The 25,943-nt window shown below is 69.7% G+C and carries 19 protein-coding genes and 4 pseudogenes; 7 read left to right on the top strand and 16 right to left on the bottom strand.

The genetic code is table 11. The features are described from left to right. Positions 1-84: 84 nt before the first annotated feature. Positions 85-2,304, bottom strand: a complete 2,220-nt coding sequence (locus AB0D57_RS23840; protein ID WP_362076341.1) for an NADP-dependent isocitrate dehydrogenase — start codon at positions 2,302-2,304, stop codon at positions 85-87. Between the two features lie 233 nt (positions 2,305-2,537). On the opposite strand from AB0D57_RS23840, the gene AB0D57_RS23835 reads away from it, so the two are divergent. Then, positions 2,538-4,106 (top strand): M1 family metallopeptidase, encoded by a 1,569-nt coding sequence (locus AB0D57_RS23835; RefSeq protein ID WP_362076338.1) that lies wholly within the window; start codon positions 2,538-2,540, stop codon positions 4,104-4,106. 42 nt (positions 4,107-4,148) lie between these two features. On the opposite strand, the gene AB0D57_RS23830 is transcribed toward AB0D57_RS23835, so the two are convergent. After that, the gene (locus tag AB0D57_RS23830) at positions 4,149-5,234 is read right to left on the bottom strand and encodes a mechanosensitive ion channel family protein (RefSeq protein ID WP_362076335.1); all 1,086 of its coding nucleotides are present in this window, start codon (positions 5,232-5,234) and stop codon (positions 4,149-4,151) included. A 249-nt stretch (positions 5,235-5,483) separates the two neighbouring features. Then, complete coding sequence (locus tag AB0D57_RS23825) at positions 5,484-6,383, bottom strand: lysylphosphatidylglycerol synthase domain-containing protein (protein WP_362076332.1); 900 nt, start codon at positions 6,381-6,383, stop codon at positions 5,484-5,486. Positions 6,384-6,689: 306 nt separating this feature from the next. Between AB0D57_RS23825 and AB0D57_RS23820 the strand changes: the two genes are divergently transcribed. Further along, a complete protein-coding gene (locus AB0D57_RS23820) occupies positions 6,690-8,612 on the top strand; it encodes an ABC transporter ATP-binding protein (RefSeq protein ID WP_362076477.1) in 1,923 nt (640 codons plus the stop codon). 474 nt (positions 8,613-9,086) lie between these two features. Continuing rightward, entirely contained in the window at positions 9,087-9,500 is a 414-nt protein-coding gene (locus tag AB0D57_RS23815) for a GNAT family N-acetyltransferase (protein WP_362076329.1), read from the top strand. 111 nt (positions 9,501-9,611) lie between these two features. On the opposite strand, the pseudogene AB0D57_RS23810 reads toward AB0D57_RS23815, so the two are convergent. The 5 genes and pseudogenes from AB0D57_RS23810 to AB0D57_RS23790 all read right to left on the bottom strand — a co-directional run. Then, positions 9,612-9,701 (bottom strand): annotated as a pseudogene (locus tag AB0D57_RS23810) (peroxiredoxin); the annotation flags it as partial. A gap of 62 nt (positions 9,702-9,763) precedes the next feature. Beyond that, positions 9,764-10,660 carry an RNA polymerase sigma-70 factor gene (locus AB0D57_RS23805; RefSeq protein ID WP_362076326.1) on the bottom strand — a complete coding sequence of 299 codons (897 nt, stop codon included), beginning with the start codon at positions 10,658-10,660 and terminating at the stop codon, positions 9,764-9,766. 59 nt (positions 10,661-10,719) lie between these two features. Then, complete coding sequence (locus tag AB0D57_RS23800) at positions 10,720-10,950, bottom strand: hypothetical protein (protein ID WP_362076323.1); 231 nt, start codon at positions 10,948-10,950, stop codon at positions 10,720-10,722. Between the two features lie 634 nt (positions 10,951-11,584). Then, entirely contained in the window at positions 11,585-14,272 is a 2,688-nt protein-coding gene (aceE, locus tag AB0D57_RS23795; RefSeq protein ID WP_362076320.1) for a pyruvate dehydrogenase (acetyl-transferring), homodimeric type, read from the bottom strand. A gap of 123 nt (positions 14,273-14,395) precedes the next feature. Beyond that, positions 14,396-15,136 (bottom strand): NAD(P)H-binding protein, encoded by a 741-nt coding sequence (locus AB0D57_RS23790; RefSeq protein ID WP_362076317.1) that lies wholly within the window; start codon positions 15,134-15,136, stop codon positions 14,396-14,398. 275 nt (positions 15,137-15,411) lie between these two features. On the opposite strand from AB0D57_RS23790, the gene AB0D57_RS23785 reads away from it, so the two are divergent. Together AB0D57_RS23785 and AB0D57_RS23780 are read left to right on the top strand one after the other, a co-directional pair. Then, complete coding sequence (locus tag AB0D57_RS23785) at positions 15,412-15,837, top strand: cupin domain-containing protein (RefSeq protein ID WP_362076314.1); 426 nt, start codon at positions 15,412-15,414, stop codon at positions 15,835-15,837. 123 nt (positions 15,838-15,960) lie between these two features. After that, positions 15,961-16,281, top strand: a pseudogene (locus tag AB0D57_RS23780) (hypothetical protein); the annotation flags it as partial. 23 nt (positions 16,282-16,304) lie between these two features. On the opposite strand, the pseudogene AB0D57_RS23775 reads toward AB0D57_RS23780, so the two are convergent. The 6 genes and pseudogenes from AB0D57_RS23775 to AB0D57_RS23750 all read right to left on the bottom strand — a co-directional run. After that, positions 16,305-17,371: pseudogene (locus AB0D57_RS23775) on the bottom strand (aldehyde dehydrogenase family protein); the annotation flags it as partial. After that, positions 17,346-17,516 (bottom strand): annotated as a pseudogene (locus AB0D57_RS23770) (phenazine antibiotic biosynthesis protein); the annotation flags it as partial. The pseudogenes AB0D57_RS23770 and AB0D57_RS23775, both read right to left, overlap by 26 nt. Positions 17,517-17,622: 106 nt before the next feature. Next, a complete protein-coding gene (locus tag AB0D57_RS23765; RefSeq protein ID WP_362076311.1) occupies positions 17,623-18,105 on the bottom strand; it encodes a cupin domain-containing protein in 483 nt (160 codons plus the stop codon). A gap of 65 nt (positions 18,106-18,170) precedes the next feature. Continuing rightward, positions 18,171-18,914: a PIG-L deacetylase family protein gene (locus AB0D57_RS23760; RefSeq protein ID WP_362076308.1), complete on the bottom strand. Its 744-nt coding sequence runs from the start codon at positions 18,912-18,914 to the stop codon at positions 18,171-18,173. Positions 18,915-18,928: 14 nt separating this feature from the next. Beyond that, complete coding sequence (locus AB0D57_RS23755) at positions 18,929-20,455, bottom strand: MFS transporter (protein ID WP_362076305.1); 1,527 nt, start codon at positions 20,453-20,455, stop codon at positions 18,929-18,931. A 253-nt stretch (positions 20,456-20,708) separates the two neighbouring features. After that, the gene (locus AB0D57_RS23750) at positions 20,709-21,473 is read right to left on the bottom strand and encodes an SDR family oxidoreductase (protein ID WP_362076302.1); all 765 of its coding nucleotides are present in this window, start codon (positions 21,471-21,473) and stop codon (positions 20,709-20,711) included. A 198-nt stretch (positions 21,474-21,671) separates the two neighbouring features. Between AB0D57_RS23750 and AB0D57_RS23745 the strand changes: the two genes are divergently transcribed. Together AB0D57_RS23745 and AB0D57_RS23740 are read left to right on the top strand one after the other, a co-directional pair. Beyond that, on the top strand, positions 21,672-22,022 hold the full coding sequence (locus tag AB0D57_RS23745) for a metalloregulator ArsR/SmtB family transcription factor (RefSeq protein ID WP_362076299.1): 351 nt from the start codon (positions 21,672-21,674) through the stop codon (positions 22,020-22,022). A gap of 232 nt (positions 22,023-22,254) precedes the next feature. After that, positions 22,255-23,034, top strand: a complete 780-nt coding sequence (locus tag AB0D57_RS23740; RefSeq protein WP_362076474.1) for an alpha/beta hydrolase — start codon at positions 22,255-22,257, stop codon at positions 23,032-23,034. A 156-nt stretch (positions 23,035-23,190) separates the two neighbouring features. On the opposite strand, the gene AB0D57_RS23735 is transcribed toward AB0D57_RS23740, so the two are convergent. Continuing rightward, positions 23,191-24,030, bottom strand: coding sequence for a helix-turn-helix transcriptional regulator (locus AB0D57_RS23735; protein ID WP_362076296.1), 840 nt, complete (start codon positions 24,028-24,030; stop codon positions 23,191-23,193). 302 nt (positions 24,031-24,332) lie between these two features. Next, entirely contained in the window at positions 24,333-25,766 is a 1,434-nt protein-coding gene (locus tag AB0D57_RS23730) for an aldehyde dehydrogenase family protein (RefSeq protein WP_362076293.1), read from the bottom strand. Positions 25,767-25,943 lie beyond the last annotated feature (177 nt).

The raw sequence follows: 25,943 nt of genomic DNA, 5'->3' as shown, positions 1-25,943 counted from the left end.
GGCGGCGGCGCCGCAACACGACCGCCCCGGCCGAAAGATCCGGCCGGGGCGGTGCAGTCGGGCCCGCTGGGCGCCGACGGTAGGTCAGGCGAGGGTCGCGAGCGCTTCGTTCCAGGTCGTCGACGGGCGCATGACCGCCGCGGACTTGGCGGGGTCGGGCTGGTAGTAGCCGCCGATGTCGGCGGGCTTGCCCTGGACCGCGAGCAGTTCGCCGACGATCGTCTGCTCCTGCGCGGTGAGCGTCTCGGCGAGCGGGGCGAACGCCTTGGCGAGGTCGGCGTCGTCGGTCTGCTTGGCCAGCTCCTGCGCCCAGTAGAGGCCCAGGTAGAAGTGGCTGCCGCGGTTGTCGATGCCACCGACGCGACGGGTCGGCGACTTGTCCTCGTTGAGGAAGGTCGCCGTGGCGCGGTCGAGGGTGTCGGCGAGCACCTGGGCGCGCGCGTTGCCCGTGGTCTGCGCCAGGTGCTCGAAGCTGGCCGCGAGGGCGAAGAACTCGCCCAGGCTGTCCCAGCGCAGGTAGTTCTCCTTGACCAGCTGCTGGACGTGCTTCGGGGCGGAGCCGCCGGCGCCCGTCTCGAACAGGCCGCCACCCGCCATCAGCGGGACGACCGACAGCATCTTGGCGCTGGTGCCCAGCTCCAGGATCGGGAACAGGTCGGTCAGGTAGTCACGCAGGACGTTGCCCGTGACCGAGATCGTGTTCAGACCCTTGCGGATGCGCTCCAGGGAGAACTTCGTCGCCTCGACCGGGGACAGGATCTTGATCTCCAGGCCCTCGGTGTCGTGCTCCGGCAGGTACGCGTTGACCTTCGCGATGAGCTGCGCGTCGTGCGCGCGGGACTCGTCGAGCCAGAACACCGCCGGGTCGCCGGTCGCGCGGGCGCGGGTGACGGCCAGCTTGACCCAGTCCTTGATCGGGTCGTCCTTGGTCTGGCAGGAGCGGAAGATGTCGCCGGCGGAGACGGTCTGCTCCAGGACGACGTTGCCGGCCTGGTCGACGAGACGGACCGTACCGGTGGTCGGGATCTCGAAGGTCTTGTCGTGGCTGCCGTACTCCTCGGCCTTCTGCGCCATCAGACCGACGTTCGGGACCGAGCCCATCGTCGCCGGGTCGAAGGCGCCGTTGGCGCGGCAGTCGTCGAGGACGACCTGGTAGACACCGGCGTAGCTGCTGTCCGGGAGGACCGCGAGGGTGTCGTGCTCCTGGCCGTCCGGGCCCCACATGTGGCCTGAGGTGCGGATCATCGCCGGCATGGAGGCGTCGACGATCACGTCGGACGGAACATGCAGGTTGGTGATGCCCTTGTCGGAGTCGACCATTGCCAGCTCCGGGCCCTCGGCGAGCTCGGCGTCGAAGGAGGCCTTGATCTCGGCGCCCTCGGGCAGGGCCTCCAGGCCCTTGTAGATGCCGCCGAGACCGTCGTTCGGGGTCAGACCGGCGGCGGCGAGCGTCGCGCCGTACTGCGCGAACGTCTTCGGGAAGAAGGCGCGCACCACGTGACCGAAAATGATCGGGTCGGAGACCTTCATCATCGTGGCCTTGAGGTGCACGGAGAACAGCACGCCCTCGGCCTTGGCCCTGGCGATCTGCGCGGTGAGGAACTCGCGCAGCGGCGCGACGTGCATGACCGACGCGTCCACGACCTCGTCCGCGAGGACGGGTACGGACTCACGCAGCACGGTGGTGGAGCCGTCGTCGCCCGCCAGCTCGATACGCAGCGAGCCGGCCTCGGTGATCACCGCGGACTTCTCGGTGGAGCGGAAGTCGTCGACGCCCATGGTGGCGACGTTCGTCTTCGACTCGGGGGTCCAGGCGCCCATGCGGTGCGGGTGGGTCTTGGCGTAGTTCTTGACCGACGCGGGGGCGCGCCGGTCGGAGTTGCCCTCGCGCAGTACCGGGTTCACGGCGGAGCCCTTGACCTTGTCGTAGCGGGCGCGGATGTCGCGCTCCTCGTCCGACTTCGGGTCGTCCGGGTAGGCCGGCAGTGCGTAGCCCTGCTCCTGCAGCTCGACGATCGCGGCCTTCAGCTGCGGGATCGAGGCCGAGATGTTCGGCAGCTTGATGATGTTCGCCTCGGGGGTCTTCGCCAGTTCACCGAGCTCGGCGAGAGCGTCGGGAACGCGCTGCTCCTCCTGGAGGAACTCGGGGAAGAGCGCGAGAATGCGCCCGGCCAGCGAGATGTCACGGGTCTCCACAGCGACACCCGCCTGCGAGGCGTACGCCTGGACCACCGGCAGGAACGAATACGTCGCCAGGGCCGGGGCCTCGTCAGTGTGCGTGTAAATGATGGTCGAGTCAGTCACCGGGTGCTCCGCTCCACGTCTGCAACATTGCTCGATATCAAGATATCTCGTGAGCAGCCTCGGCTCGACAGGGGTCCGCAGCAGGCAACCGATCAGGACGGCCGCGGCACAGAAAAAGCGGAAAGTGTGTGCCGCCTGCAACCGCTCCTCCGACTTTGCGGTCCTTTTAGATGATCATTGAACTATGGCGACGGCAGGGCGCCCCGCCCCCGTCGTCCGAACGAAAGCGAACCATGAGATATCGCACGCGAGTGACGGCCCCCGTGGCCGCCCTTATCGGCACGGCCGCGGCGCTCACCGTGGGGACCACGGCGGCGCACGCCCAGGCCCCGGCCTCACGGCGTCCGGGCACCCCGGGTGGGGAGACCCTCCCCGAGCCGGACCCGGTCTACCCGGCCCTCGGCAACGACGGCTACCGCGTGAGCGCCTATCACCTCGACCTCTCGTACGACGCGACGAGCCGCCTGGTCGACGCCACCGCGACCCTCACTCTGCGGGCGACCCAGAACCTCTCCCGCTTCTCCCTCGACGCGCTCGGCCTGGACGTCCAGGCCGTGCGGGTCGGTGGGCGCCCGGCCACCTTCGAGCAGGTGGACGAAAAGCTGCGGGTCACGCCCGCCCGGACCCTGCCGAAGCATGCCACTGTCACGGTCCGCGTCGAGTACTCCGCCGACCCGAGCCGGTCGCTCCCTGGGCTCGCCTACACCGGCTGGGTCGTCACCCCCGACGGATTCGCGGTGTGCGCCCAGCCGAACTTGGCGCACACCGTCTTCCCCTGCAACGACCACCCCACGGACAAGGCGGCCTTCAGCTTCCGCATCACCGTCCCCAGCGGTCTGCGCGGCGTCGCGAACGGCACCCTGGTCCGCACGGAGGACCTGAACGGCGACCGGACCGCGTACACCTATGTCTCCCGCTCCCCGATGGCCACCGAGCTGGTGCAGATAACGGTCGGCGACTATACGGTGACGCACCGGGAAGGTCCCCATGGGCTGCCGCTGCGGGACGTCGTCCCGACCGCGCGGGCCGCCGCCCTCGAACCCGCGCTCGCTCTCACGCCCGGCCAGCTCGAGTGGCTGGAGCAGCGGCTCGGCGCCTTCCCGCTCGAGACGTACGGCCTGCTGCCGTGCAATTCCGACGACCCGAAGGCCTTCGACTTCACGGGCCTGGAGACGCAGACCCTCACGCTGTACAAGCCGAACTTCCTGCTCCAGGAGGAGAAGAAGATCGGCTCGCACATGATGCACGAGCTGGTCCACTCCTGGTTCGGCAACAGCGTCAGCCCCGCCAGCTGGGCCGACCTGTGGCTGAACGAGGGCCACGCGGACTACTACGGGCTGCTGTACCGCTACGAGCGCGGCTGGGCCGACGGGCTCGGCCTCCTCAGCTTGGAAGCCCGGATGAAGGACACGTACGCCAGGGGCGACCTGTGGCGGCAGTCCTCGGGGCCGGTCGCGGCGCCGAACGCCGCGAACCTCTTCGACAATCAGCGCTACCTGGGCGGTGTCCTGGTGCTGTACGCGCTGCGCGAACTCGTCGGCGAGGACGTCTTCCAGCGCATCGAGCGCACCTTCCTGGAGCGCCACCGCAATTCCGCCGCGAGCACCGAGGACTACATCGCGGTCGCCTCAGAGGTCTCGGGGCAGGACCTGTCCGGCTTCCTGAGGGACTGGCTGTACGGCACGAAGACGCCCCGTATGCCGAACCATCCGGACTGGACGGTCGCCCCGGTGCCCCCGGGCCTGGTCGCACCCCGTAACCGCGTTCCCGGCCACTACCCCGACTCGACCGCCACCCTCTGACGACGTACGGCGCGGAGCCGGGCGGGCTTGCTTCGCCCGGCTCTACATCCGTGTCGGGGCCTCGCGCTGATGCGGGATGCCCGACTCCAGAAGCTCCGCTCCACCGGGCTGCAGCGCCACCGTCCGGGTGGGCGCCGGAATCCGGATGCCCTCGTCGCGGTACCGCTTGTGCAGACGCTTGATGAACTCGTGCTTGATCCGGTACTGGTCGCTGAACTCGCCCACGCCGAGGATGATGTTGAGGCTGATGCGGGAGTCGCCGAAGGTGTGGAAGCGCACGGCGGGCTCGTGGTCCGGGACGGCGCCGGTGATCTCGGTCATCGTCTCCGTGACCACCTCGGTGGTCACTCGCTCGACGTGCTCCAGGTCGCTGTCATAGCCGACGCCGACCTGGACGATGAGGGTCATCTGCTGCTCGGGGCGGTTGAAGTTGGTCATGTTGGTGCGCGCGAGCCGGTCGTTGGGGATGATGACCAGGTTGTTGGAGAGCTGTCGTATCGTCGTGTTGCGCCAGTTGATATCGACGACGTAGCCCTCCTCACCGCTGCTGAGGCGGATGTAGTCGCCGGGCTGGACCGTCTTCGCGGCGAGGATGTGGACGCCCGCGAAGAGGTTGGCGAGCGTGTCCTGCAGGGCCAGCGCGACGGCCAGACCACCCACACCCAGGGCCGTGAGCAGCGGGGCTATGGAGATCCCCAGCGTCTGCAGGACGACGAGGAAGCCCATCGCCAGCACCACGACCCGGGTGATGTTGACGAAGATGGTGGCCGAACCGGCGACCCCCGACCGCGACTGGGCCAGTGATCGCACCAGGCCGGTGATGAGCCGGGCCGCGGTGAGCGTCGCGACGAAGAGGAGCACAACCGTCAGGACCTTGTTGACGTTGTGCCCGACCGGAGCGGTCAGCGGAAGCACCGCGGCCGCCGCCGAGACGCCCGCGGCGATCGCCCCCCAGGGAACGAGAGTTCGCAGCGCGTCGACGAGGAAGTCGTCGCCGCTCCACCGGGTGCGCAACGCGTGCTTGCCGAGCCAGCGCAGCAGCACGCGCAACAGGAAGGCCGCCAGGAGGCTCGCGACCACGGCGATTCCGGCGACCATCAGGTCGTCCAGGGTGAGGGAGCGTTTCACCGGCAGCCTCCCGTGCGAACGAAGGGAAGGCCCGCGGGCCGGATGTGCTGTGTCGTCACTTGCCACCTGCTCGAATCCGGGAATGCACGATCACGCCCGGACAGGTGTTCGTCGTCCGGGGAGACCGCTCATCCTGCCGTATTCGCGCGTACGTTCCGTACCGGGCCGCACAGTTCCGGCTCCGCTGTCCGCCCGTCACCAGGCGTGCGGTGCCCCGTCGTTGACGACCGGCGACGGCCGGGGTTCCGCTCAGATCACCTTCAGACGCACCAGCGCCCCCAGTGTCAGCGCCCCCGGAAGCAGCGGCAGCCACACCGTGATGATCCGGTACGCCAGCACCACCGCGGTTGCCACGGCCACCGGACCGCCCGCCGCCACCAACGCGACGATCAGGGCCGCCTCCACCGAGCCGATCCCGCCCGGCGTGGGAACCACCGCGACCGCGGCCGTCGCCGCCAGGTACGCGACCGCCATGTGCATGGGTGGCACGGGCAACTGCAGCGCCTGCCCCACCGCCGTCAGTCCGGCGGCCTGCAACAGGGGGAAGGCGAGCGATCCGCCCCACAGGGCCAGCGCGCGAGCCGGACGGGTGTGCACGGAGCGTGCCTCGCCGAGCGCGGTGCGCACGAAGGAGAACACGGCCGTGCGCAGCCGACGTACGAGTAGGAGCGCCGCCGCCGCGACGCAGAGGATCAGGCCCGCGGTGAGCAGCAGGGGGCCGATCGCCCCGGCCGGGAGGAGTCCTCCCATGCGCAGCGCTCCGGGGAACGCGATGAGCAGGCCCATCAGCAGGCCCACGCGGGCGATCGACTCCGCGAGCAGATAGAGCGCGAGCGCGGCCGACGAGCGGGCGAGCGGGACGCCGCACACCGTCATGAAGCGCAGATTCACCGCGCTGGCGCCCAGGCCCGTCGGCAGCAGATGGTTGGCCGCGCCCGCCGCGAACTGGGTGGCGAGCAGTCGGCGCGCGGGCAGCCGCTCCATGACGGCGCCCTGGCGTGTGACGGCCGCGGCGACCCAGGTCAGGCAGGTCGCGAGGGCCGCCGCGAGCAGCCACGGCCACTCGGCCCTGCGCAGATGGCCGAAGCCCTCCACGAGCACGGACCAGTGGCGCACCGCGACCACGAGCACGAGGGCGAGCGGGAGCATGCACAGGACCGTCCGGAGGGGGAAGCGCCGGGGGCGGCCCTCGGGCTCTTGGGTCAGTTCCTTGGAAAAGCGAACGGCTGTCACATCGGGAGAGGTTTTCCACGCCGCACCAACGTGGGGTTGCGGGCGTGGGTCCGGCGGCTGACACGTCGGGCAAGGTGAGGCAGGGGGCCGGGTCGTCAGAGCTGCGGTCACAGGTGCCGTCATGGGTTCCTTTCGATGCGTGGACTTCCCCCGGTGTGTGGACTTCCCCCGGTGACCATTGACCTCAACAATGCTTGAGGTCGTACGGTCACTTGCATGAGCATGGAGACCACAGCCTGGACCCAGCTGCACAGCGTCATGAACGCGCAGCAGGAGCGCCGCCCCTTCGCCCGCGCGACACTGCGCCGTATCGCCGCCTTCGCCCGTCCGCATCGCCGCAGAATCGGCCAGTTCGTGGTCCTCAGCGTGCTGACCGCCTTGCTGGCCGTCGCGACGCCGGTCCTCGCCGGGCGCGTCGTCGACGCCATCGTGTCCGGCGGCGACGAGTCCACCGTCATCCGCCTTGCCGTGCTCATCGCCCTCATCGCGCTCGCTGAGGCGGCGTTCGGGATCCTGGGCCGCTGGCTGTCGGCGACGCTCGGCGAAGGACTCATCCTCGATCTGCGGACGGCTGTGTTCGATCATGTGCAGCGCATGCCGGTTGCGTTCTTCACACGTACCCGTACGGGAGCGCTAGTCAGCCGACTCAACAACGACGTGATCGGAGCGCAGCGCGCCTTCAGCAACACCCTGTCCGGAGTCGTCGCCAATCTCGTGACGCTGCTTCTCACCCTCGCCGTCATGCTGACCCTGTCCTGGCAGATCACACTGCTCGCGCTGGCGCTGCTGCCCGTGTTCGTGGTGCCCGCGCGCCGGATGGGCAGCCGGATGGCCAAGCTCCAGCGGGAAGCCGCGAACCTGAACGCGGCCATGGGCACCCGGATGACCGAGCGGTTCTCCGCGCCCGGTGCCACCCTCATCAAGCTCTTCGGACGGCCCGAGGACGAGTCCGCGCAGTTCGCGGCGCGGGCCCGGCGGGTGCGGGACATCGGGGTGCGTACGGCGATGGCGCAGTCGGCGTTCATCACGGCCCTCACGCTCGTCTCCGCCCTGGCGCTCGCGCTGGTGTACGGGCTCGGCGGCTGGTTCGCGCTGCGCGGCAGCCTGGAGCCGGGCGCCGTCGTGTCGCTGGCGCTGCTGCTCACCCGCCTGTACGCGCCGCTCACGTCGCTGGCCGGGGCGCGCGTAGAGGTCATGAGCGCCCTGGTGAGCTTCGAGCGGGTCTTCGAGGTGCTCGACCTCAAGCCGCTCATCGAGGAGAAACCGGCTGCCCGCAAGGTCCCGGAGGGGCCGGCGTCCGTCGAGTTCGACGGTGTGCGCTTCGCCTACCCCTCCGCCGACAAGGTCTCGCTGGCCTCCCTGGAGGAAGTCGCCACCCTCGACACCCGTGGCGGTGCCGAGGTCCTGCGCGGTGTCTCCTTCCGCGCCGAGCCCGGCCAGACCGTCGCGCTCGTCGGCTCCTCCGGCGCCGGAAAGTCGACCATCGCACAGCTGCTGCCGCGCCTGTACGACACCGACGACGGCGTCGTCCGCATCGGCGGCGTCGATGTCCGCGACCTGAGCACCGAGTCCATGCGCGAGACCCTCGGCATGGTCACGCAGGACGGGCACCTGTTCCACGACTCGGTGCGGGCGAACCTGCTGCTGGCCCGCCCGTCCGCGACCGAGGACGACCTGTGGGACGTACTGCGCCGAGCCCGGCTGGAAGACCTCGTACGCTCCCTGCCCGACGGCCTCGACACCGTCGTCGGCGAGCGCGGCTACCGGCTCTCCGGCGGCGAGCGCCAGCGCATGACCATCGCCCGGCTGCTGCTCGCCCGCCAACGTGTCGTCATCCTCGACGAGGCCACCGCCCATCTGGACAACACCTCGGAGGCGGCGGTCCAGGAGGCACTCACCGAGGCACTGGAGGGGCGGACGGCCGTGGTCATCGCGCACCGGCTGTCCACCGTGCGCTCCGCCGACGTGATCCTCGTCGTCGAGGCCGGTCGGATCGTGGAGCGGGGCACACACGAGGAACTGCTCGCCGTGGACGGGCGGTACGCGGAGCTGTACCGGACGCAGTTCAGCAAGTCCGCGACGAACGGGGTGGCGTACGGCGGAGGCGTGACGAAAATCGCGGAGTCCCCGGAGGCGGTGGCGTAGGCACGGGCCGGCGCCCGCCGTACTCTGACGGGCGTCGGTGCGTACCCGTCGGCGGGACGCGACTTTCTTCACGGGCGTCGCCCGCCGGCTGCCACGGCGACCGCTGCAGCCTCGGCGTTGATCCCCAGCCTCTCCGCTGCGCGCCAAAGCAACGCCGGTTCACCGGTTGGTTCCACCGCTGCGGCCAGCAGGAACCCACGAGCCTCTTTCGGAAGTCCGGCGATTCTGCGCACGTAGGCCTTCTGAATACGGTCCCCGACGGGCTGGACACTCGGAAGACCAAAGCCGCCAGCCAGTTCCACCGGCGTCGACATCTTCGGAAGCGGCCGACGTCGACCGGTGGTTCCCATCCTGACCAGGCACCTGCGACACCAACCCTGGATCGCCCGGATCGGGCCGGCCGACACCGAACGCGTGATCGCGCTGCACCGCAGGTGCTCCGCATACACGCTGTGGAGCCGCTACCACAGGGCGATGGGCGACCCCCACACCTACCTGGGCGGCCTGCTCGCCCGACCGGGCTCGGTCCACCTGGCGGTGCGCCACCCCGGTGGCCGTCTCGTGGCCGTGGGACACCTGATGCCGGACGACGACCGCGTGGAGGCGGCACTGCTCGTGGAGGATCCATGGCAGAACCACGGGCTTGGTACCACGCTGCTCCGCCATCTCGGGGGCCACGCCGTTCACCAGGGTTGGAGGGAGGTCTACGGCCTCGTCCTGCCAGGTGACGAACGGATCCTCGCCATGCTGCGCCGCACCGCGATCCCTGTTCAGCGGGTCGAGGAGGAGGGCGTGATGACGGTCTGGGCGGACACCGACGACATCGCCGACGCCCTCCCGCTTCGGCGAGGCCGACACCGGCATCCGATCCGGGCCGGCGACTCGTGAACGCCGACGGCGCCACGTACCGGAGCGAAGCAGCACACGGCGTCCTGGCAGCCGGATGACGGCAGGCAAGAACCGACGCGGTCACCGACAGCCGGCGCGGGTCACCGGCCTCAGAGCCCCATGGAAGCAGGCCGGGAAACCGTCGGCGAACAACTGCTCAGGGTTGGTCGCCTGGCCGTCCCCGCCGAGCTCGTCGGGCATACGCGGGTTCCGTGGCACCTGCAGGACCACGACTTCGCCGTCGAGATGCCGAGGACGAGCGCTCAGCCGTTCAAGGACGCCACATAGGGCGACAACTTGGCTGGGTTCATGACCCACATGATCCGGTCGATGCCCTCCGCAGACACATCCACGGACAGCAGGGCCACGGCGTTCCCGGCGGAGGAGACAAGCACGGCCGGCCGCCCGTTGGCCTCCGCCCACCGCAGCTGCGCCTGGGGCCAGAAACGCGGCGCGAATGCCACGAGGAACTTGGAGACATGCGTACGTCCGACGACCGGGACCTTCGAGGCGCCGCGTACCCCACCACCGTCGGAGTAGCTGACGACGTCCGCGGCGAGGACCTGTTCGAGCACCGCCAGATTCCCGGTCCGTGCGGCGTCCAGGAACACCTCCAGCAAGCGCTGGTGCTCGGCGGAGCTGACCCGCTCCCTGCGCTCGGCGGCCAGGTGCCTGCGGGCCCGGCTGAACAGCTGGCGGCTGTTGGCCTCGGTCGTCTCCAGGATGTGCGCGACCTGCCGGTACGGGTACTCGAAGGCCTCGCGCAGGACATAGGCGGCCCGTTCCACCGGGTTCAGCTTCTCGAGGAGCAGCAGGACCGCCAGTTCCACGGCCTCGGCCCGCTCCGCCCCCACCAGCGGGTCCAGGCTGGTGTTGACCGGCTCGGGCAGCCACGGCCCCACGTACGACTCCCGCCGCACCCGGGCGGACTGGGCGAAGTTGATGGCCAGACGTGTCGTGATCGTCGTCAGGAAGGCCGCCGGTTCGAGGACTTGCTCTCGGTCGGCTTCCTGCCAGCGCAGCCAGGCGTCCTGCACGATGTCCTCGGCCTCCACCGCGCTGCCGAGCACGCGGTAGGCGATGCCGAACAACTTTGGGCGCACCGCGAGGAAGTCCTTCGTCGCCCGGTCGAGGGATGCGGCGTCGTCGCCAGCGTGCATGGTCGCCCCTTACGGCTTGATCGTCCTCATGCTACAAACCGGCGGAGCGGGGCGCTCGTTCAGCTGGGCGAACCCGGATCAGGCCAGCCGAGAGCCAGCGCCAGCACAGACATGTCGGTCCGCTCGGGCAGCGGGACAAAGCCATGTCGGCGCAGCTCACCGATCACCTCGGCAGGCGAGGCCGGCCACATCCAGAACGCCTCCGCGTGCTCCCGCAGCACACGCCTCTGCGCACGCACCCAATAGTCGAACCGTGCGCGGATCCGACCGCCGTCGGCCGACATCACCATGCGCCCCCGTACTCGTGCCGACCGACCCGCTGCCCCGGGAAGACACGCACCACCTCCGCGTCAGGAAGCCGAGCAGGCGGGAGCTGAAGAAGCACCGAACCGCCGGGGACGAGCGCCCGGGCGATGGCCGGCCACGAGGCGCGGCGCGCGACAGGAGGCAGACAGGCGACGGTGTTGTGACAGATCGCCGCGTCCGCGACCCCGTACAGCCCTGCTTGGTCCCCCGACATCCAGCACGCCGATCCGAGCACTGCGCACGTCGCCGCTGTAGAGGTTGTGGACCTGTATCGCCTCCTGCTGCGCCTGGGGCACGTCGTAGAACTCGGCGCTGACGGTGTAGTCGTCCGGCTGTACCGGAACGGTCGGCGCTCGGGAAATGACAGTGTGCATGGCCGGCAAGACAGACGATGCGTTGCATCTGTGGCAACCGTGTGACCGCCTGCCGCGACGGCTCGGTCCTGGTGCTGTGAGGCAACCAGGGCCGGAGCCGTCGCGACCGAGGCCGAGGACGCCCTCAGGACTCCGTGGCGGGCATGAGGTCGCGCCGATGGCGTCGGACTCCACAAGTGCCTTGACGGTGCAGGGCGCCGCGGCGCCCTGCGTCCTCGTCCCACTTCGGTGACCGTGGGCGAAGTCACCCAGCCCAGCCGTAGCGATCGCGGGCCTTCGGGACCATTTCCGGGTCGACCTCTCCGGCCAGGGCCAGCCGGTCCAGTGCCGCGACAACGATGGACTCGGCATCGACATGGAAGTAGCGGCGCACCGCATCCCGGGTGTCCGACAGTCCGAAACCGTCCGTCCCCAGCGAGGAGTAGTCCTGCTCGACCCATTGGCTGATCTGGTCGGGGACCTGGCGCATCCAGTCGCTGACGGCCAGGACCGGCCCCTCGGCCCCGGCGAGCGCGCGGGTCACGTAGGGGACGCGCTCCTCACCGCGCAACCGGGCCCGGTCGGCGTCCAGCGCGTCCCGGCGCAGCTCCGTCCAGGAGGTCACCGACCAGACGGCGGCGTGCACACCCCAATGCGCGGCGAGAAGTTCCTGGGCTTTCAGCGCCCAGTGGATCGCTGTGCCGGAGGCGAGCAACTGGATATGCGGCCCGGTGCCCTGCGCGTCCGACTCCCGGAACCGGTACAGGCCCCGCAGGATGCCCTCCTCCACCGTGGCCCCCGACGGCATGGCCGGCTGGCGCTTGGGCTCGTTGTAGACCGTCAAGTAGTAGAAGACGTCCTCGGGTTGCTCCCCGTACATCCGCCGGAGCCCTTCCCTGACGATCACCGCGATCTCGTAGGCGAAGGCCGGGTCGTAGCTCACCGCCGCCGGATTGGTGGAGGCCAGCAGATGGGAGTGACCGTCCGCGTGCTGCAGCCCTTCGCCGGTCATCGTCGTGCGCCCGGCCGTCGCTCCGACCACGAACCCGCGCCCCATTTGGTCGGCGAGCGCCCAGAACTGGTCACCGGTGCGCTGGAACCCGAACATCGCGTAGAAGATGTAGAAGGGGATCATCGGTTCGCCGTGTGTGGCGTACGAGGTCGCCGCGGCGGTGAACTCGGCCATGGAACCGGCCTCGGTGATGCCTTCATCGATCAGTTGGCCGTTCTTGGCCTCCCGGTAGTAGAGCAGCTGATCCGCGTCCACCGGCTCGTAGGTCTGCCCCTGCGGGGCGTAGATCCCGGCAGTCGGGAAGAGGGACTCCATGCCGAACGTTCGGGCCTCATCGGGGATGATCGGCACCCAGCGCGGCCCCGTCTCGTCATCCCGCATCAGATCCTTGACCAGCCGGACCAGCGCCATGGTGGTGGCGACTTCCTGCTTCCCGAAACCCATGTGCAGGGCCTCGAAGGGGCGGGGCGGCGGCTGCTTCAGCGGTTTGGGGACGACGGTACGCGCCGGGGCGGGGCCGCCCAGAGCGGTGCGCCGGTCGCGCAGGTACTGCACCTCCGGTGAGTTCTCGCCGGGATGCCAGTAGGGCACCAGGTCGCCGCTGAGCGCACTGTCCGGAATGGGCAGCTCCAGCACGTCGCGCATCTGGCGGAACTGGGCCATGGTGAGCTTCTTCATCTGGTGGTTGGCATTGCGCGACTCGAAGTCCCGCCCCAGCGTGTGGCCCTTGACCGTCTGGGCAAGGATGACGGTCGGCTGCCCGCGGTGCTCGGTCGCGGCACGGTAGGCCGCATACACCTTGAGCGGTTCGTGGCCACCACGCGCGTTGCTGAACAGCTCGGCGAGTTGGGCGTCGCTCAGTCCCGCCGCGATGCCGGAGAGCGCGTCATTGGTGAAGAAGTGTTCGCGTATGTAGGCAGCGTCCCGGGCGGCATACGTCTGCATCTGGGCGTCGGGCACCTCACCGAGGCGTCGGACGAGAGAGCCGTCGGTGTCCAGGCGCAGGACGGGGTCCCATGCCTCGCCCCACAAGGACTTCACCACGTTCCAGCCCGCTCCGCGGAACCGGGCCTCCAACTCCTGGACGATCTTGGAGTTGGACCGTACGGGGCCGTCCAGGCGCTGCAGATTGCAGTTGACGACGAAGGTGAGGTTGTCGAGCCCCTCACGGGCGGCGAGCGCCAGTGCCGCGGTCGACTCGGGCTCGTCCATCTCCCCGTCGCCGAGAAAGGCCCACACCCGCGAGCCCGAGGTGTCCTTGATACCCCGGTCGTGCAGATAGCGGTTGAAGCGCGCCTGGTAGGTGGCGGCCAGCGGGCCCAGCCCCATGGACACGGTGGGGAACTCCCACAGCCACGGCAGCCGCCTGGGGTGCGGATACGACGGCAGCCCGTGGCCGTCGGCCTCCCGCCGGAAGCCGTCCAACTCCCGCTCGTGAAGCCGCCCTTCGAGGAACACCCGGGCGTAGATGCCGGGCGAGGCGTGCCCCTGCAGGTACAACTGGTCGCCGGAGCCGTCCAGTTCCTTGCCCCGGAAGAAGTGATTGAACCCGATCTCGTAGAGCCAGGCCGCCGAGGCATAGGTGGAAATGTGGCCGCCCAGGCCCAGACGGGAGCCCCGGGTCACCATCGCCGCCGCGTTCCACCGGTTCACGGCGGTGATCCGGGCTTCCATGGCGAGGTCGCCAGGGAACGTCGGCTGGGCCGACGCGGGGATCGTGTTGATGTAGTCGGAGGTGAGCAGGGCGGGTACGGAGATGCCGGCCTTGGTCGCGTACTCGTGCACACGCCGCAGGAGGTACGCCGCCCTGTCCCGTCCTGTGTTGCGCACGACGGCTTCGAGGGATGCCTGCCATTCGGCGGTTTCCTCGGTGTCGCGGTCGGGCAGCTGGTCGAGTTCACTCGTCGGGGAGGACTCAGCGGGCCGGGCCGGGTCAGTCATGGCAGCCTTCCTGTCACGCGTGGGGAGAAGAGGGGGCCGGCCACGGCACCGGAGACGTGCGCCGGCGCCGGGCGGCGGGGAATGCGCAGACGCGCGGGGTGAGTGCGGGTTCCGCTGTGGCGGTCAGCGCCGCACGAGCCACTGCGTGAGCGTCTCGTGGCCCGGGTGGGCCGTCGTCCGGGGCAGCAGCGACCGCTCCCCGACCATGGTGCCGAAGAACGGGGCGTGCGCGTCGGTGACCACGCCCCGCAGGTCGCCGCGGGCGGCCAGCAGCTTCGCGGTGAGGTCGTCGAGCCGGTACTCCTCGGGGCCGGCGATCTCCAGGACGCCGAACAGCGGCAACCCCACGGCGACATGGGCGAGTTCGGCCGCGACGTCGTCCGTCGACACCGGGCGTATCAGCACGGGCGCGACGTGCACGCCGTCCGCGTGCGCGGTCGAGCGGGACAAGGTGTCCACGGACTCGAAGAACGGCGTGGCGCGCACGAGGGAGTGCGGGATCGGCGAGCGCCGGGCCTGCTCCTCCTGGACCGCCTTCGCACGGAAGTAGCCCTGCTGCAGCCGGTCGGCTCCCACGACGGACAGAGCCACATAGTGCTCGACGCCCGCGGAGGCGGCGGCCTGCAGCAGGTTGGTGGTCGATGTGCCGAAGAACTCCACGCTCGTCGCCTCCGCGCGGGAGGGCGCGTCGGTGACGTCCACGATCACGTCGGTGCCGCGCAAGGCCACGGTGAGCCCTTGCCCCGTGATGACATCGACACCCTCGCGGCGTGAGGCGGGTACGACTTCCACACCGTGGTCGCGGAGCTTGGCGACAGTCCTGGAACCGATCAGGCCGGTGGCTCCTGCAACAACGACTCTCATCTGGGTCTCTTCCTGTCGGGGGGTCGGTGACCCCGCGGGTGCGTTCGTGACGGCGACGTCAACTCACAACACCTAGGACAGCGGTGGTGCCACTGTTGTGACACCACCTCACAACTTGACCGTGGACCGCCATGCGTGTCACAGATCCACGCCGTGGCCGGTCAATACCGGCGAAGGGTCATGGGGCCGCGACCGGGCACCCGACGGTGTGCTCCGCCCATGACATGGCGACCCACGGAAGGTGCACAACAGTGTCGGACAACCACGCAGCGCACATGCACGCATCCGGTGACCAGCCGGCGTCGGAGAGCTGGATGACCGCGGCGCGGGTGCTGCAGGACGCCGCGCCGCTGACGATCCCTGAAGGCGCCTCGGCGATGACCATTCAGGTCGAGTGGGAGCCCGGCGACCCGGGAACCCCGCCGCACCGCCACTCCGGGCCCGCCTTCGGGTACGTCGTCGAGGGCGCGGTCCGCTTCGAGCTCGAGGGCGAGCCGGAGCGGGTGGTGGCAGCCGGCGGAACGTTCTGGGAGCCGGGCGGTGACGTGATCCACTACCAGGACGGCAACGCGCTCAGCGACGCGCGGACCCGGTTCGTGGTGACCATGATGTGCGCGCCGGGAAAGCCCATGCTCGAACTCGTCTCCAAGGAGGAGCTGGAACAGCGCGCCGACCTGCGTGCCCCGCGGCCCACCGGGTGAGGCCACCGGCGCGCGGCCACTCCGCGGGAGGACGCGACACGGGATGAGCGCCACCGACGCCGTGCACGCCCTGCTGACCACGCTGTTCGCGGGCGCGGCCGTCTACGCGGTGCGGTAGCGCTCCTCCCGGCCGGCTCGGCATGGCGCGGCCGCGTCGACCATCTCCTGCACGCAAGGCGCTTGTCCTACGTGCTCGGAATGGCCGCGATGGTCTGGATGCTCCGGACACCGCTCGCCGCGCACCACGCACCGGCTGTCGGGGAGTCGACGACCGGCTCCCTGGTCACTGCCGGGCCGGCCCTGTGCGTGCTCGCCTGCGCGCTGCGCTCGCTGCGCGCCACATCGGACACTGCGGGCGTCCTCCCGCACTCTCAGCTCTACGGCCGCTTCTGGGACGGCTCGATGGCCCTGCGCACCGCGGTCATGCTGGTCATGTCCCCTTGACGATCATGACCGCTCGCCCCGCGTCACCGCGCGCCGAAGACGGCCTTGCTGCGCATCAGGAAGTCCGACAGATAGCTGTCGTGGGGCACCCCCGGCGCCATCCAATAGGTCGGGTGATCGCCGATGTACAGATTGGCGATGGTGGGCTCCGCCAGCAGCGCGTCCAGCAGCACCTCGTCGCGCGTCAGTGCCGACAGGACGAGCGAGTCGCGCAGTGGGGCGATACCGTCCGACCGGCTCCACGGCGCCACCCACACACAGGGGAAGGGCAGTCGGTGCGCAGCTGAACGGCGTCGGCCCGGTCGACCTGGTGGACGGCGGGACGCAGCACGGCACTGCCGTCGCCCAGGTCGTCGGCGATGCCGTCGCCGCCGAGCCAGGCCCGCGCCCCCGCCGCCACCGTCGCCAGATGGGCGCTGAGCGCGCGGGCCCGGTCCAGCGGGCACACCGGCAGGACGGCCCGCTCGTCCTGCGGCGGCAGACTGGGCAGGACCGACAGACGTGCCGCGACGGCCTCGGCGACCGGCTCCGGATCGCCTTCGACGAGGATCGCGGTGGCGTTGACGCACGCCGTGCCGGCTTCGTCGCCGACGGAGCCGACGATCGTGTCCAGGTGTGCACGCCAGTCCGTGTCCGCGGTGATGAGGATCTTCGTGCGGCCCGGCCCCTGGGGCAGCACCCGGGGGTCGTGGGCGTACCGGGCGAGCACGTCGTCACCGCCGTACACCACGGCCCGGTCGGCGCCGTGCACCAGCGTGTCGGCGGCCCGGTGGTCGGTGGGCAGCAGCACCACCTGGTCCTCGCCCACGCCGGCTTGACGCAGCGCGCCGACCAGCCGGTGCGGTGTGAACGGCTCGCGTCGCGAGGGGCGGACCGCGACGCGGTACCCCAACGCCAGCGCCTCCAGCCACAGCCGGTGGACGCCGGGGTGGTTGCCCGAGGCGTTGACGGCGAACACGTCGCCGCGCCGCGCCCACACCGCGTGCCCCGCCCGCAGGGCCGAGTCCCGCAGCCCCGTCGCGGCGCCTCGGGGCCTGCCCCGGTCGGCGGAGGCGCGGGCCTGCGCCCTTGACGTCCTGCCGGGGGTCGAAACCGAGCCGCGAGGCCCGGTCGAGCCAGAAACGCGACCCTGTCGCCGGGTCGAAGTGCCAGTGCATGGCGGCTCTGACGAACTCGTCCGGATCCACCCGGTCCGACGGGCCGGCATCCAGAAGGGTCGAAGCAGAGGACGGCATGGGTTTATGTCCCTTCTCGAAGGTGTGGGAGGGCGGTGCACTACGACCGGACCGGTCCGGTGCCACCGTTGGTATGCGGCACCGGACCGGTCACGAGGAGCGAACCTCACTCCACGAAATAGGAGTCGTGCTTGTCGAAGAACTTCGCGCGTTCCTCGTCCGTGGCGTCCGCCAGCTGCGACACCTGCTCGAAGTACTCCTCGCGCGGAGCGCCCGGTGTGAAAAGGAGCAGCATTTCGGCCGGGGCGTCGGAGTCGTTGCGGAAAGCGTGCAGACCGCCCTGTGGAACATGCAGGAAGTCGCCCTTGTGCGCATCCACCCACCGCGCGCCGTCGAAAAGACGAACCGTCCCGTCGAGAATGTAGAAGGACTCCGAAATCGTCTTGTGGAAGTGCGTCTTGGGGCCACCCGCCCGCGCCTTCATCTCGACGCGATAGAGCCCGAACTCGCCTCGTGTCGTGGTCGTGGTCGCCAGGTAGTGGATGGCGCCTTGGCCTCGTTCACCTAGATCGGGCGGGGTGCTCTCAGGGCGGAAATCCGCGCTGACTTCCCCGCTGTCTCCGAAGTACACCTGTTCCGGGTACGACATGGTTCACCATTCCTTGTCTCGCATACTTCCGTGCAGGAAAGACCGAGCCGTGTGTACGAAGAGGCTCAGCGGTTGAACAGTTCGAACACGACGGCCGGGTCTCCACCGAACCGCGTGCTGTGTGCCCGCGTGGTGGTGGTCAGGAAACGTCGTACGTACGTCTCGGGGGCCTCGTCGGTCAGCGCCTCGAGGTACGCGCGATGCGCCAGCAGTGAGTGCACCGCCCGCTCGAACCCCTGGTCAGCGCGTACGGCGTGGGTGGGGACCGGCGAGTTGGCGACGGCCACCCACCGCACGCCGTTCCACGGCCGCAGCCCCTGCTCACTCAGCTCCGGGAAGATCCAGCGGTTCCCGGCGTCCGCCGCGGCATCGAGGACGGCGCGCCCCACGGCCACGTGGTCCGGTGTGTTCCAGGTCCCCGGGCCCCAGGTCGCATGGTGGTTCAGGGTGATCACCAGTTCGGGACGGTGGCGGCGTATGGCCGCGGCGATGTCACGGCGCAAGGGGAGGCCGTACTCGATCACGCCGTCCCGGTGGCCGAGGAACTCCACCTCCGAGACACCTACGGCGGCGGCACTGGCGCGCTGTTCCTTCTCCCGCAGTGGCCCGGCCTCCTGGGGAGCCAGCGTGTCGATGCCGGCCTCGCCGCGCGTGGCGAGGACGTAGGCGACGTCCCGCCCGGCCTCGACCCAGGCGGCGACAGCGGCCGAGCATCCGTACTCGAGGTCATCGGGATGGGCCACCACGGCCAGGGCACGCTGCCAGTCCTCGGGCATGGGGCGCAGGGGTGGGGGAGACGCACTGGTCATCGTGTCTGCCTTCGTCAGTGGTTCGTGTGAGGGTGCGAGAGCCGCGGCGCGAGGGGTGGCTCCATCAGCCACCCGTGCGTGCGCCAGTGCACACGGTGAGGGACCGTGCTGGTGGGGCCCAGCGTCACGAAGGCCACCAGGGCCCCGCCGCACAGAAGCGCCGCGCACAGAGGCATCGCCCGGCTGAACGACGCGTCGAAGGCGGCGCCCGAGCGGTACGCGTCCGGGCCCATGCCCACGAGCAGGGGCAGGGCCGCCACGGCCACCAGACCGGATGCCCGCGCCGCCGCGTTGTTGATGCCGCTCGCCACTCCGGCGTTCCTCCCGTCCACGGACGAAAGGAGCGTCACGGTCAGCGGAGCGACCATCGTGACCATCCCGGCTCCGATGAGCAGCAGCGCGGGGAACACGTCTTTCAGGTACGAGGTGCCAGGGCCGACCCGCAGCATCATCACCATGCCCGCCGCGCACACGAGCGGGCCCACGGTGAGCGGGATGCGGGGACCGATGTGCCGGGCCAGTTCGCCCGCGTGGGACGAGAAGATCAGCATGATCACGGTGTTCGGCAGCATGGCAGCACCGGCTTCGAGCGCTGAGTACCCGACGACGATCTGCAGTTGGAGAGCGGTCAAGAAAAAGAAGCCGCCCAGCCCCGCGTATACGCACACGGTGGTCAGATTGACCGAGGTGAACTGACGGGCGGCGAACAGGGACAGCGGCATCATCGGGTCGGGGCTGCGCCGCTCCACAACCACGAACGCAACCCCCGCCACCACGGCCGCGACCGCCGTGACGGCGACGACGGCGCCACCATTGCGGGCCTCGGTCAGTGAGTACGTCGCCAGACCGAGCGCGAGGGCACCGAGGAATGCTCCAGGTACGTCGAACGCATGCCGCAGACGTGCGGTATGCCGCATCTCCTCGATCTCTGGAGAGGCGACCCCGATGGATTCCGGGACGTGACGGAGCGCGATCGGCACACACGCCAGGGCCAGCGGAACGTTCAGCAGGAAGGTCCAGCGCCAGCCGGGGCCGTCGACCAGCCAGCCTCCCAGGAACGGCCCGAGCGCCGCGCCGATACCACCGAATCCCGACCACAGACCGACCGCGCGCGGCCGGTCGTCGGGGTGGAACGAGGCCTCGATGAGCGCCAGCGAGCCGGGCGTCAGCAGGGCGCCGCCGACACCCTGGAGGGCGCGAGCCGCGATGAGCGTGCCGGTGTCGGGGGCCAGACCGCACAGCAAGGAGGCCACGGCGAACCACACCACGCCCAGCAGGAAGACCCGGCGTCGGCCGAAGCGGTCGCCCAACGAGCCTCCCACCAGGATGAGGCCTGCCAGAGTCAGCATGTACGCGTTCACGGTCCACTGGAGAACGGCCAGATCGGCATCGAAGTCGTCACCTATGTGAGGCAGCGCGACGTTGGTGACCGTCGAACCCAGGAGCACCATGCCGGAGCCCAGGGCAGTGGTGAGGAGGATCCACTTGCCGCGGGCGCTCGCGATACGTGTGGAGGGCTGCTCGTGTAAAGAGGTGTCCATGTCGAATTCCTGCGTTGCCCATCGGATTAGCTCGCGGGAGGTGCGATCGGATGGCCGAGTGTCCCGGCGAGTGACGGAAACGTTGTGACACGTTAGACCGGCCAGGCGGCCCAGATGTGACATCGGCGTTCCCGCACGGCGCCGCGGGTGCGCTGTGACCGCCGGCAGGGCGAGGGGCGCGATGGGACGTTGGGACCTTTCCGCCCCTTGCCGAGCCGACGCCGGTGGTTCAGGCGGCCGTGTCGTCTGGGGGTCAGGAGAGTTCGAGCCCTCCGTCGATGGTGAGGATCTGTCCGGTGACGTAGGTGCCCTGAGGGTCGGCGATGCGCACGATCCAGTCCGCGATGTCCTTGGGAGCACCGAGCCGGCCTGTGGGGATGCGCTCGCGTTCGCCGGCGCGGATCTGGGTGACGGTGTCTTCGGGCAGGCCTGCCGCGGTCAGGACGTCGGTTGCGGTGGGGCCGGGCGCGATGGCGTTCACCCGTACCCCCTCGGGGGCGAGTTCGAGTGCCCAGCTGCGGGTCAGTTGTTCCAGGGCGCTCTTGGTGGCGGCGTAGTGCGCTCCGCCGGCCAGGGGGCGATGGCCGTAGGTGCTGGAGACGTTGACGATGGAGCCGGAGGAGTCCCGTAGATGGGGTAGAGCCGCATGAGCGAGCAGGCTCGGTGCCGTCACGTTGAGTTCGAACAGGTTGGTGATCACTGCTCGGTCCGTCTCTGCCAGGGGCATCAGGGCGGCAATGCCGGCGTTGTTCACCAGCAGGTCGAGTCGGCCCCACCGCTCCACGGCGGTGGAGACGATTTTGTCGGCGGCGCCCTCCTCGCACACGTCGGACGACAGGACGGCGATGTTGGAGTGTGCGCGAGCGGTTTCCTCCAAAGCCTCCTGGCGCCGCCCCACGCCGAGGACGTGCGCCCCCGACGCCGCCAGGGCGATTGCTGTGGCCTGGCCGATGCCCGACCCCGCGCCCGTGACGATGGCGACGCGGTCCGAGAAGTGCAGCGGTGTAGAGCTGGACATGACGTTCCTTTGTTCGACGTTCTATGAACGTCGAACAACGTAGCAGACGCGTGCAGCTCCGTGACAATGGAGCGTGTGACATGGTGCACAGAAGACGTGGAAAGGTGCGTCATAGGCTGCGCCTGGCACGCGGGCAGGCAGGGCTGTGTGGGGACGGGTAAGTTCGTGAGCTGTCGAACAAGCGCTAACATGACCCCCATGCCGGATCACTCACCACTGCTCGCGGAAAGCGAGATCACACTGCCGCGTCTGCTGGGAGCGCTGAGCGACCCGACACGGCTCGGCATCGTGCGAGTGCTGTCCGACGGCGCCGAACGTGGCTGGGGCCAGCTCAGCGCCCCCGTTGCGAAGTCAACTCTGAGCCACCACCTCAAGGTGCTGCGCGAGGCGGGCGTCACGCAGACCCGCCAAGAGGGCACTCGCTGCTTCGTGACCTTGCGTCGCGCCAGCCTGGAGGCCCGTTTCCCCGGTCTGTTGCCGGCACTGCTGTCGGCGGCCGTCACCGACGGCGTCGGTGGGCACGTGACGGAGAGCGCCGAGGGGGCCTGACTGGGCCCGTCGCCCCGCCCCCTGCCCCGGCAGGGTGGGAATGTGACATCGTCTGAAACACAACGTGTCTGAATGCATCTCAGGCAGTATGGTCGAGAGCACGCCCCTCACACGATGGCACAGACCCTTGGTACACGTGCTGGAGCGGACCAGGCACTGAACACGGGGAAGCGGCTATGCCCCTGTGTCGCTCCGCTCGGCTGATGCCCTCGAGGGATCCCCGCCCCGCCTCCTGCGCGCGCGACCCGCTACCGACAAAGGACCCCGATTCACGCCTGCGATCCTGATCCACGGCGTCCCCGACACCCACCATGTGTGGGACGGTGTTCGTCGGCATCTGACCCGGACCGACGTGGAAGCCTGGGATCTGCCCGGGTTCAGCGTGCCGCGGCCGGACGGCTTCAGCTCCACCAAGGAGGAGTACGTCGACTGGCTCATCGACCGATTGGAGCGCGTCGGCGAGCCCGTCGACCTCGTCGGCCACGACTGGGGCTGCATCCTCACCGCTCGCGTCGCCTCCCTGCGGCCCGATCTGGTCCGCACGTGGGCCGGCGGCAACGGACCGGTCAACGCCGGGTACCTGTGGCATCCGCTCGCGAAGATCTGGCAGGACCCAACCGAGGGCGACCGCTTCATGAGTGAGCTGGAACCGGACGCGTTCACCGATGATGTGGTGGCGGGTTTCGATGTACCTGTCGACCTCGCCAGGGAGATGGTCAGCCGCGTGGACGAGTCCATGAAGGACAGCATCCTCAGGCTCTACCGCTCCGCCGTGACCGTGGGGGCGGAGTGGGAGCCGGCGCTGTCGCAGGTTTCCGCGCCGTGCCTGGTGTTCTGGGGCGTGCGCGATCCCGCCTGCCAGAACGAGTTCGGTGAGAAGCTCGCCACCTCACTGCGGGCTCCCGAGGTCGTGAGGCTCGACTGCAACCATTGGCCGCTACTGCAAAAGCCCGCCGAGGTCGCCACGGCCCTCGAATCGCACTGGAGCACGCACGCGGGTGCAGGCAGGTGAGATGCGAGGCAATGAGTGCTTCACTCTCGTGTCCGACGGCCGTGTGTGACGCGTCGGCCTGGTGAGGTCGCAGACACCCGCTGCTGGCGCAGCCGCCGGGAGGGACGTCGGCAGGGGGCCGGGCCATGCCGGTGGGCGGTGGCGGATACGCAGCCATCAGGTCGGAAGGGACTGGCCGAGGACGGACAGGAGTTGGAGGCTGGTGTGGCTCTCGGTGCCCGGTACCGCGGTGTAGACCAGGAGCCGCTGAGACTGGTCCGGGTCGACGAGCGTCTGGCAGTGCAGTTCCAGCGTCCCCACCTGCGGATGCCGGAAGCGTTTGGAGGCGCAGTAGGGTCCCAGCACCGGTCGCTCACGCCAGAGCCCGGCGAACTCGGGGCTTTCCTCATGCAGCGCGTCGACGAGTTCGGCGGCACGCGAGTCCCTGCCGTCGCGGGTGTAGGCGCCGTGGAGGTCTGCCACCATCAGACGGCTCTGCTCGGCGTGGTCGCTCTCGGGGTGGACCAGGCGGGAGGCGGGATCCGTGAACCAGCGGTAGTGCGCACTGCGCGCCAGTCCCGTGTAGGCCGTCTCGTCACCCAGCAGCGCCACTGCCGCGCGCGTCTGCTTCAGCGTCTCGCCCAGGTGGTTCATCACCTGGGCGGGAGTGTCCTCCAGCCGGTCCAGGATGCGCATCATCCCCGGGGTGATGTGGTCGCCGCGCCGCACCCTGCGGGGCAGCGCGTGCCCGGCGAGCTGGAACAGATGGTCCCGCTCCTCCAGCGACAGGTGCAGACCGCGGGCGATCGCGGCGAGCATCTGCTCCGAGGGGTGGGGCCCTCGCGGCTGCTCGAGCCGGCTGTAGTAATCGACCGACATGTCGCACAGCGCCGCCACCTCCTCGCGGCGCAGCCCGCCGGTACGCCTGCGGCGCCCGCGGGGCAGCCCGACGTCCTCCGGCTGAAGGGCCTCACGGCGCGCCCGTAGAAAGGCCGCCAGCCCTGCTCGGTCCGCCATAGCTGTCCTTTCTCTCGGCTGGTGATGTTCCCGAAGGGATTTGTCGATCCTCGACGGCTCCGCGGCGGTCCACGACGCGCCCTTCCGGGAGGGACGCCGCCGCGTCAGCCGGGGCCGTCGCTCTGGACCACAACGGTGTGAGCGACGCGGCCCGGCTGCCGATTCCCCGGGGGTGGTGTGCTGTCCAGCACCATCCGTGCACGGGCGGTTGCGGACGAGGGGGATCGTCCACAGCCGCCCTGGGCCCGGAAGGCCCGGACGGGGGTTCCGGGCCGCCTTCCGGGGTCTGGCGACGCGGTGGGTCAGCGGGTGATCGCCTTGGTCTCCAGGAACTCCTCGATGCCGGCGCGGCCCATCTCCCGGCCGTTGCCGGACTGCTTGTAACCACCGAACGGAGCCTGGAAGTTGTGCTTCCCACCGTTGACGTCGACCTGGCCGACGCGCAGGCGCCGGGCGATCGACATGGCGTGTTCCTCGTCACCGGTGATGGCACCGCTGAGGCCGTAGATGGTTCCGTTGGCGATCTCGACGGCGTGGTCGTCGTCGGTGTAGGGGATCACGACCAGGACGGGGCCGAAGATCTCCTCCTGGGCGATAACGGATCCGGGATCGACGTCCGAGAAGATCGTGGGCTTGACGTAGGCGCCGGTCTCGAAGCCCTCCGGCCTGCCCGGGCCGCCGACCACGAGCGTGGCGCCGTCGGCGATACCGCGCCGAATGTAGCCGTCCACGCGCTGGCGCTGAGTCTCCGAGGCGACCGGACCGATCCGCGTGGCCTCGTCGGCGGGGTCGCCGACCGAGTACTCCGCGGCAGCGGCGCGCAGCTTCTCGACCACGGTCTCTTGAAGGTCCTCAGGCACGAGCATGCGGACGTAGGCGCCGCAGGCCTGACCGCCGTTGGCCCAGGCGTAGGCCAGTCCGCGCTTGACGGCGAAGTCGAGGTCGGCCTCGGGCAGGACGATGTGGGCTGCCTTGCCACCCAGCTCGAGCGCGACCCGCTTGACCGTGTCAGAGGCGGCGACGGAGACGCTCTTGCCGGCGCGGGTGGACCCGGTGAAGGAGATCATGTCGATCTTCGGGTGCCGGGCGATGGCCTCGCCGACGACCGGGCCGGTGCCCTGCACGACGTTGAACACACCGTTCGGCAGACCGGCGTCCGTGGCTATCTCCGCGAACATCCGGGCGCTCAGGGGGGAGATCTCCGACGGCTTGAGCACCACCGAGTTGCCCGCCAGCATCGCCGGGACGACCTTGGTCACCAGCTGCTGTAGCGGGAAGTTCCACGGGGTGATGGCGCCCACTACGCCGATCGGCTCATGGATGACGAGCGAGTTCTCGATCGCCTCCGTCCACTCGTACTTCTCGGCCGCAGTGATCGCGGCGAGTGTAGACGCCACCGGGAATCCGGCCTGCGCCTGCCGCGAGAAGCCGATCGGGGCGCCCATCTCGAGCGTGATGGTGGCCGCGAGCTCCTCGGAGTGCTTCTGCATCCCCTCGGCCAGACGCCGCATGACGGCGATGCGCTCCTCCGGCGACGTCGACGACCAACCAGGGAAGGCGGCGAGCGCGGCGTCCACCGCTTTGTCCACGTCCTCGGCCGTGCCCTCGTGCACGGAGGCGATCACGGACTCGTCGGCCGGGTTCACGACGTCGATCAGCGGCCCGGAACCCTGGACGGCGCGGCCGTCGATCCAGTGGGACGGAACGGGAAAGGGAACCTCACGATTTGCGTTCATGCCGTCAAGAGAACATCAGCCAGCGCATGGCATCCATGTTCCGCCATGCCCATGATCTGGCTCACTCCGCCGCCGTGCCTCGTCTGTCGGTGCGCCTACATCCCGAACGTGCTCTCGGTGGTGGTGATCGCGGCGATCTTCTCCGCCGTGTACGACCAGGAGAACGGTCTGCTCAAC

The organism is Streptomyces sp. NPDC048275 (genome assembly GCF_040652275.1).
GTDB lineage: Bacteria > Actinomycetota > Actinomycetes > Streptomycetales > Streptomycetaceae > Streptomyces.
Note: the sequence above shows the minus strand (reverse complement) of the source record. Positions and strands in the feature narration are given on the sequence as shown.

Excerpts from the sequence above, each read along its gene's own strand:
- AB0D57_RS23835 (WP_362076338.1), top strand. The coding sequence starts at position 2,538 with ATGAGATATCGCACGCGAGTGACGGCCCCCGTGGCCGCCCTTATCGGC.
- AB0D57_RS23825 (WP_362076332.1), bottom strand. The coding sequence starts at position 6,383 with ATGCTCCCGCTCGCCCTCGTGCTCGTGGTCGCGGTGCGCCACTGGTCC.
- AB0D57_RS23820 (WP_362076477.1), top strand. The coding sequence starts at position 6,690 with ATGGAGACCACAGCCTGGACCCAGCTGCACAGCGTCATGAACGCGCAG.
- AB0D57_RS23815 (WP_362076329.1), top strand. The coding sequence starts at position 9,087 with ATGGGCGACCCCCACACCTACCTGGGCGGCCTGCTCGCCCGACCGGGC.
- AB0D57_RS23805 (WP_362076326.1), bottom strand. The coding sequence starts at position 10,660 with ATGCACGCTGGCGACGACGCCGCATCCCTCGACCGGGCGACGAAGGAC.
- AB0D57_RS23800 (WP_362076323.1), bottom strand. The coding sequence starts at position 10,950 with ATGGTGATGTCGGCCGACGGCGGTCGGATCCGCGCACGGTTCGACTAT.
- aceE (WP_362076320.1), bottom strand. The coding sequence starts at position 14,272 with ATGACTGACCCGGCCCGGCCCGCTGAGTCCTCCCCGACGAGTGAACTC.
- AB0D57_RS23790 (WP_362076317.1), bottom strand. The coding sequence starts at position 15,136 with ATGAGAGTCGTTGTTGCAGGAGCCACCGGCCTGATCGGTTCCAGGACT.
- AB0D57_RS23785 (WP_362076314.1), top strand. The coding sequence starts at position 15,412 with ATGCACGCATCCGGTGACCAGCCGGCGTCGGAGAGCTGGATGACCGCG.
- AB0D57_RS23765 (WP_362076311.1), bottom strand. The coding sequence starts at position 18,105 with ATGTCGTACCCGGAACAGGTGTACTTCGGAGACAGCGGGGAAGTCAGC.
- AB0D57_RS23760 (WP_362076308.1), bottom strand. The coding sequence starts at position 18,914 with ATGACCAGTGCGTCTCCCCCACCCCTGCGCCCCATGCCCGAGGACTGG.
- AB0D57_RS23755 (WP_362076305.1), bottom strand. The coding sequence starts at position 20,455 with ATGGACACCTCTTTACACGAGCAGCCCTCCACACGTATCGCGAGCGCC.
- AB0D57_RS23750 (WP_362076302.1), bottom strand. The coding sequence starts at position 21,473 with ATGTCCAGCTCTACACCGCTGCACTTCTCGGACCGCGTCGCCATCGTC.
- AB0D57_RS23745 (WP_362076299.1), top strand. The coding sequence starts at position 21,672 with ATGCCGGATCACTCACCACTGCTCGCGGAAAGCGAGATCACACTGCCG.
- AB0D57_RS23735 (WP_362076296.1), bottom strand. The coding sequence starts at position 24,030 with ATGGCGGACCGAGCAGGGCTGGCGGCCTTTCTACGGGCGCGCCGTGAG.
- AB0D57_RS23730 (WP_362076293.1), bottom strand. The coding sequence starts at position 25,766 with ATGAACGCAAATCGTGAGGTTCCCTTTCCCGTTCCGTCCCACTGGATC.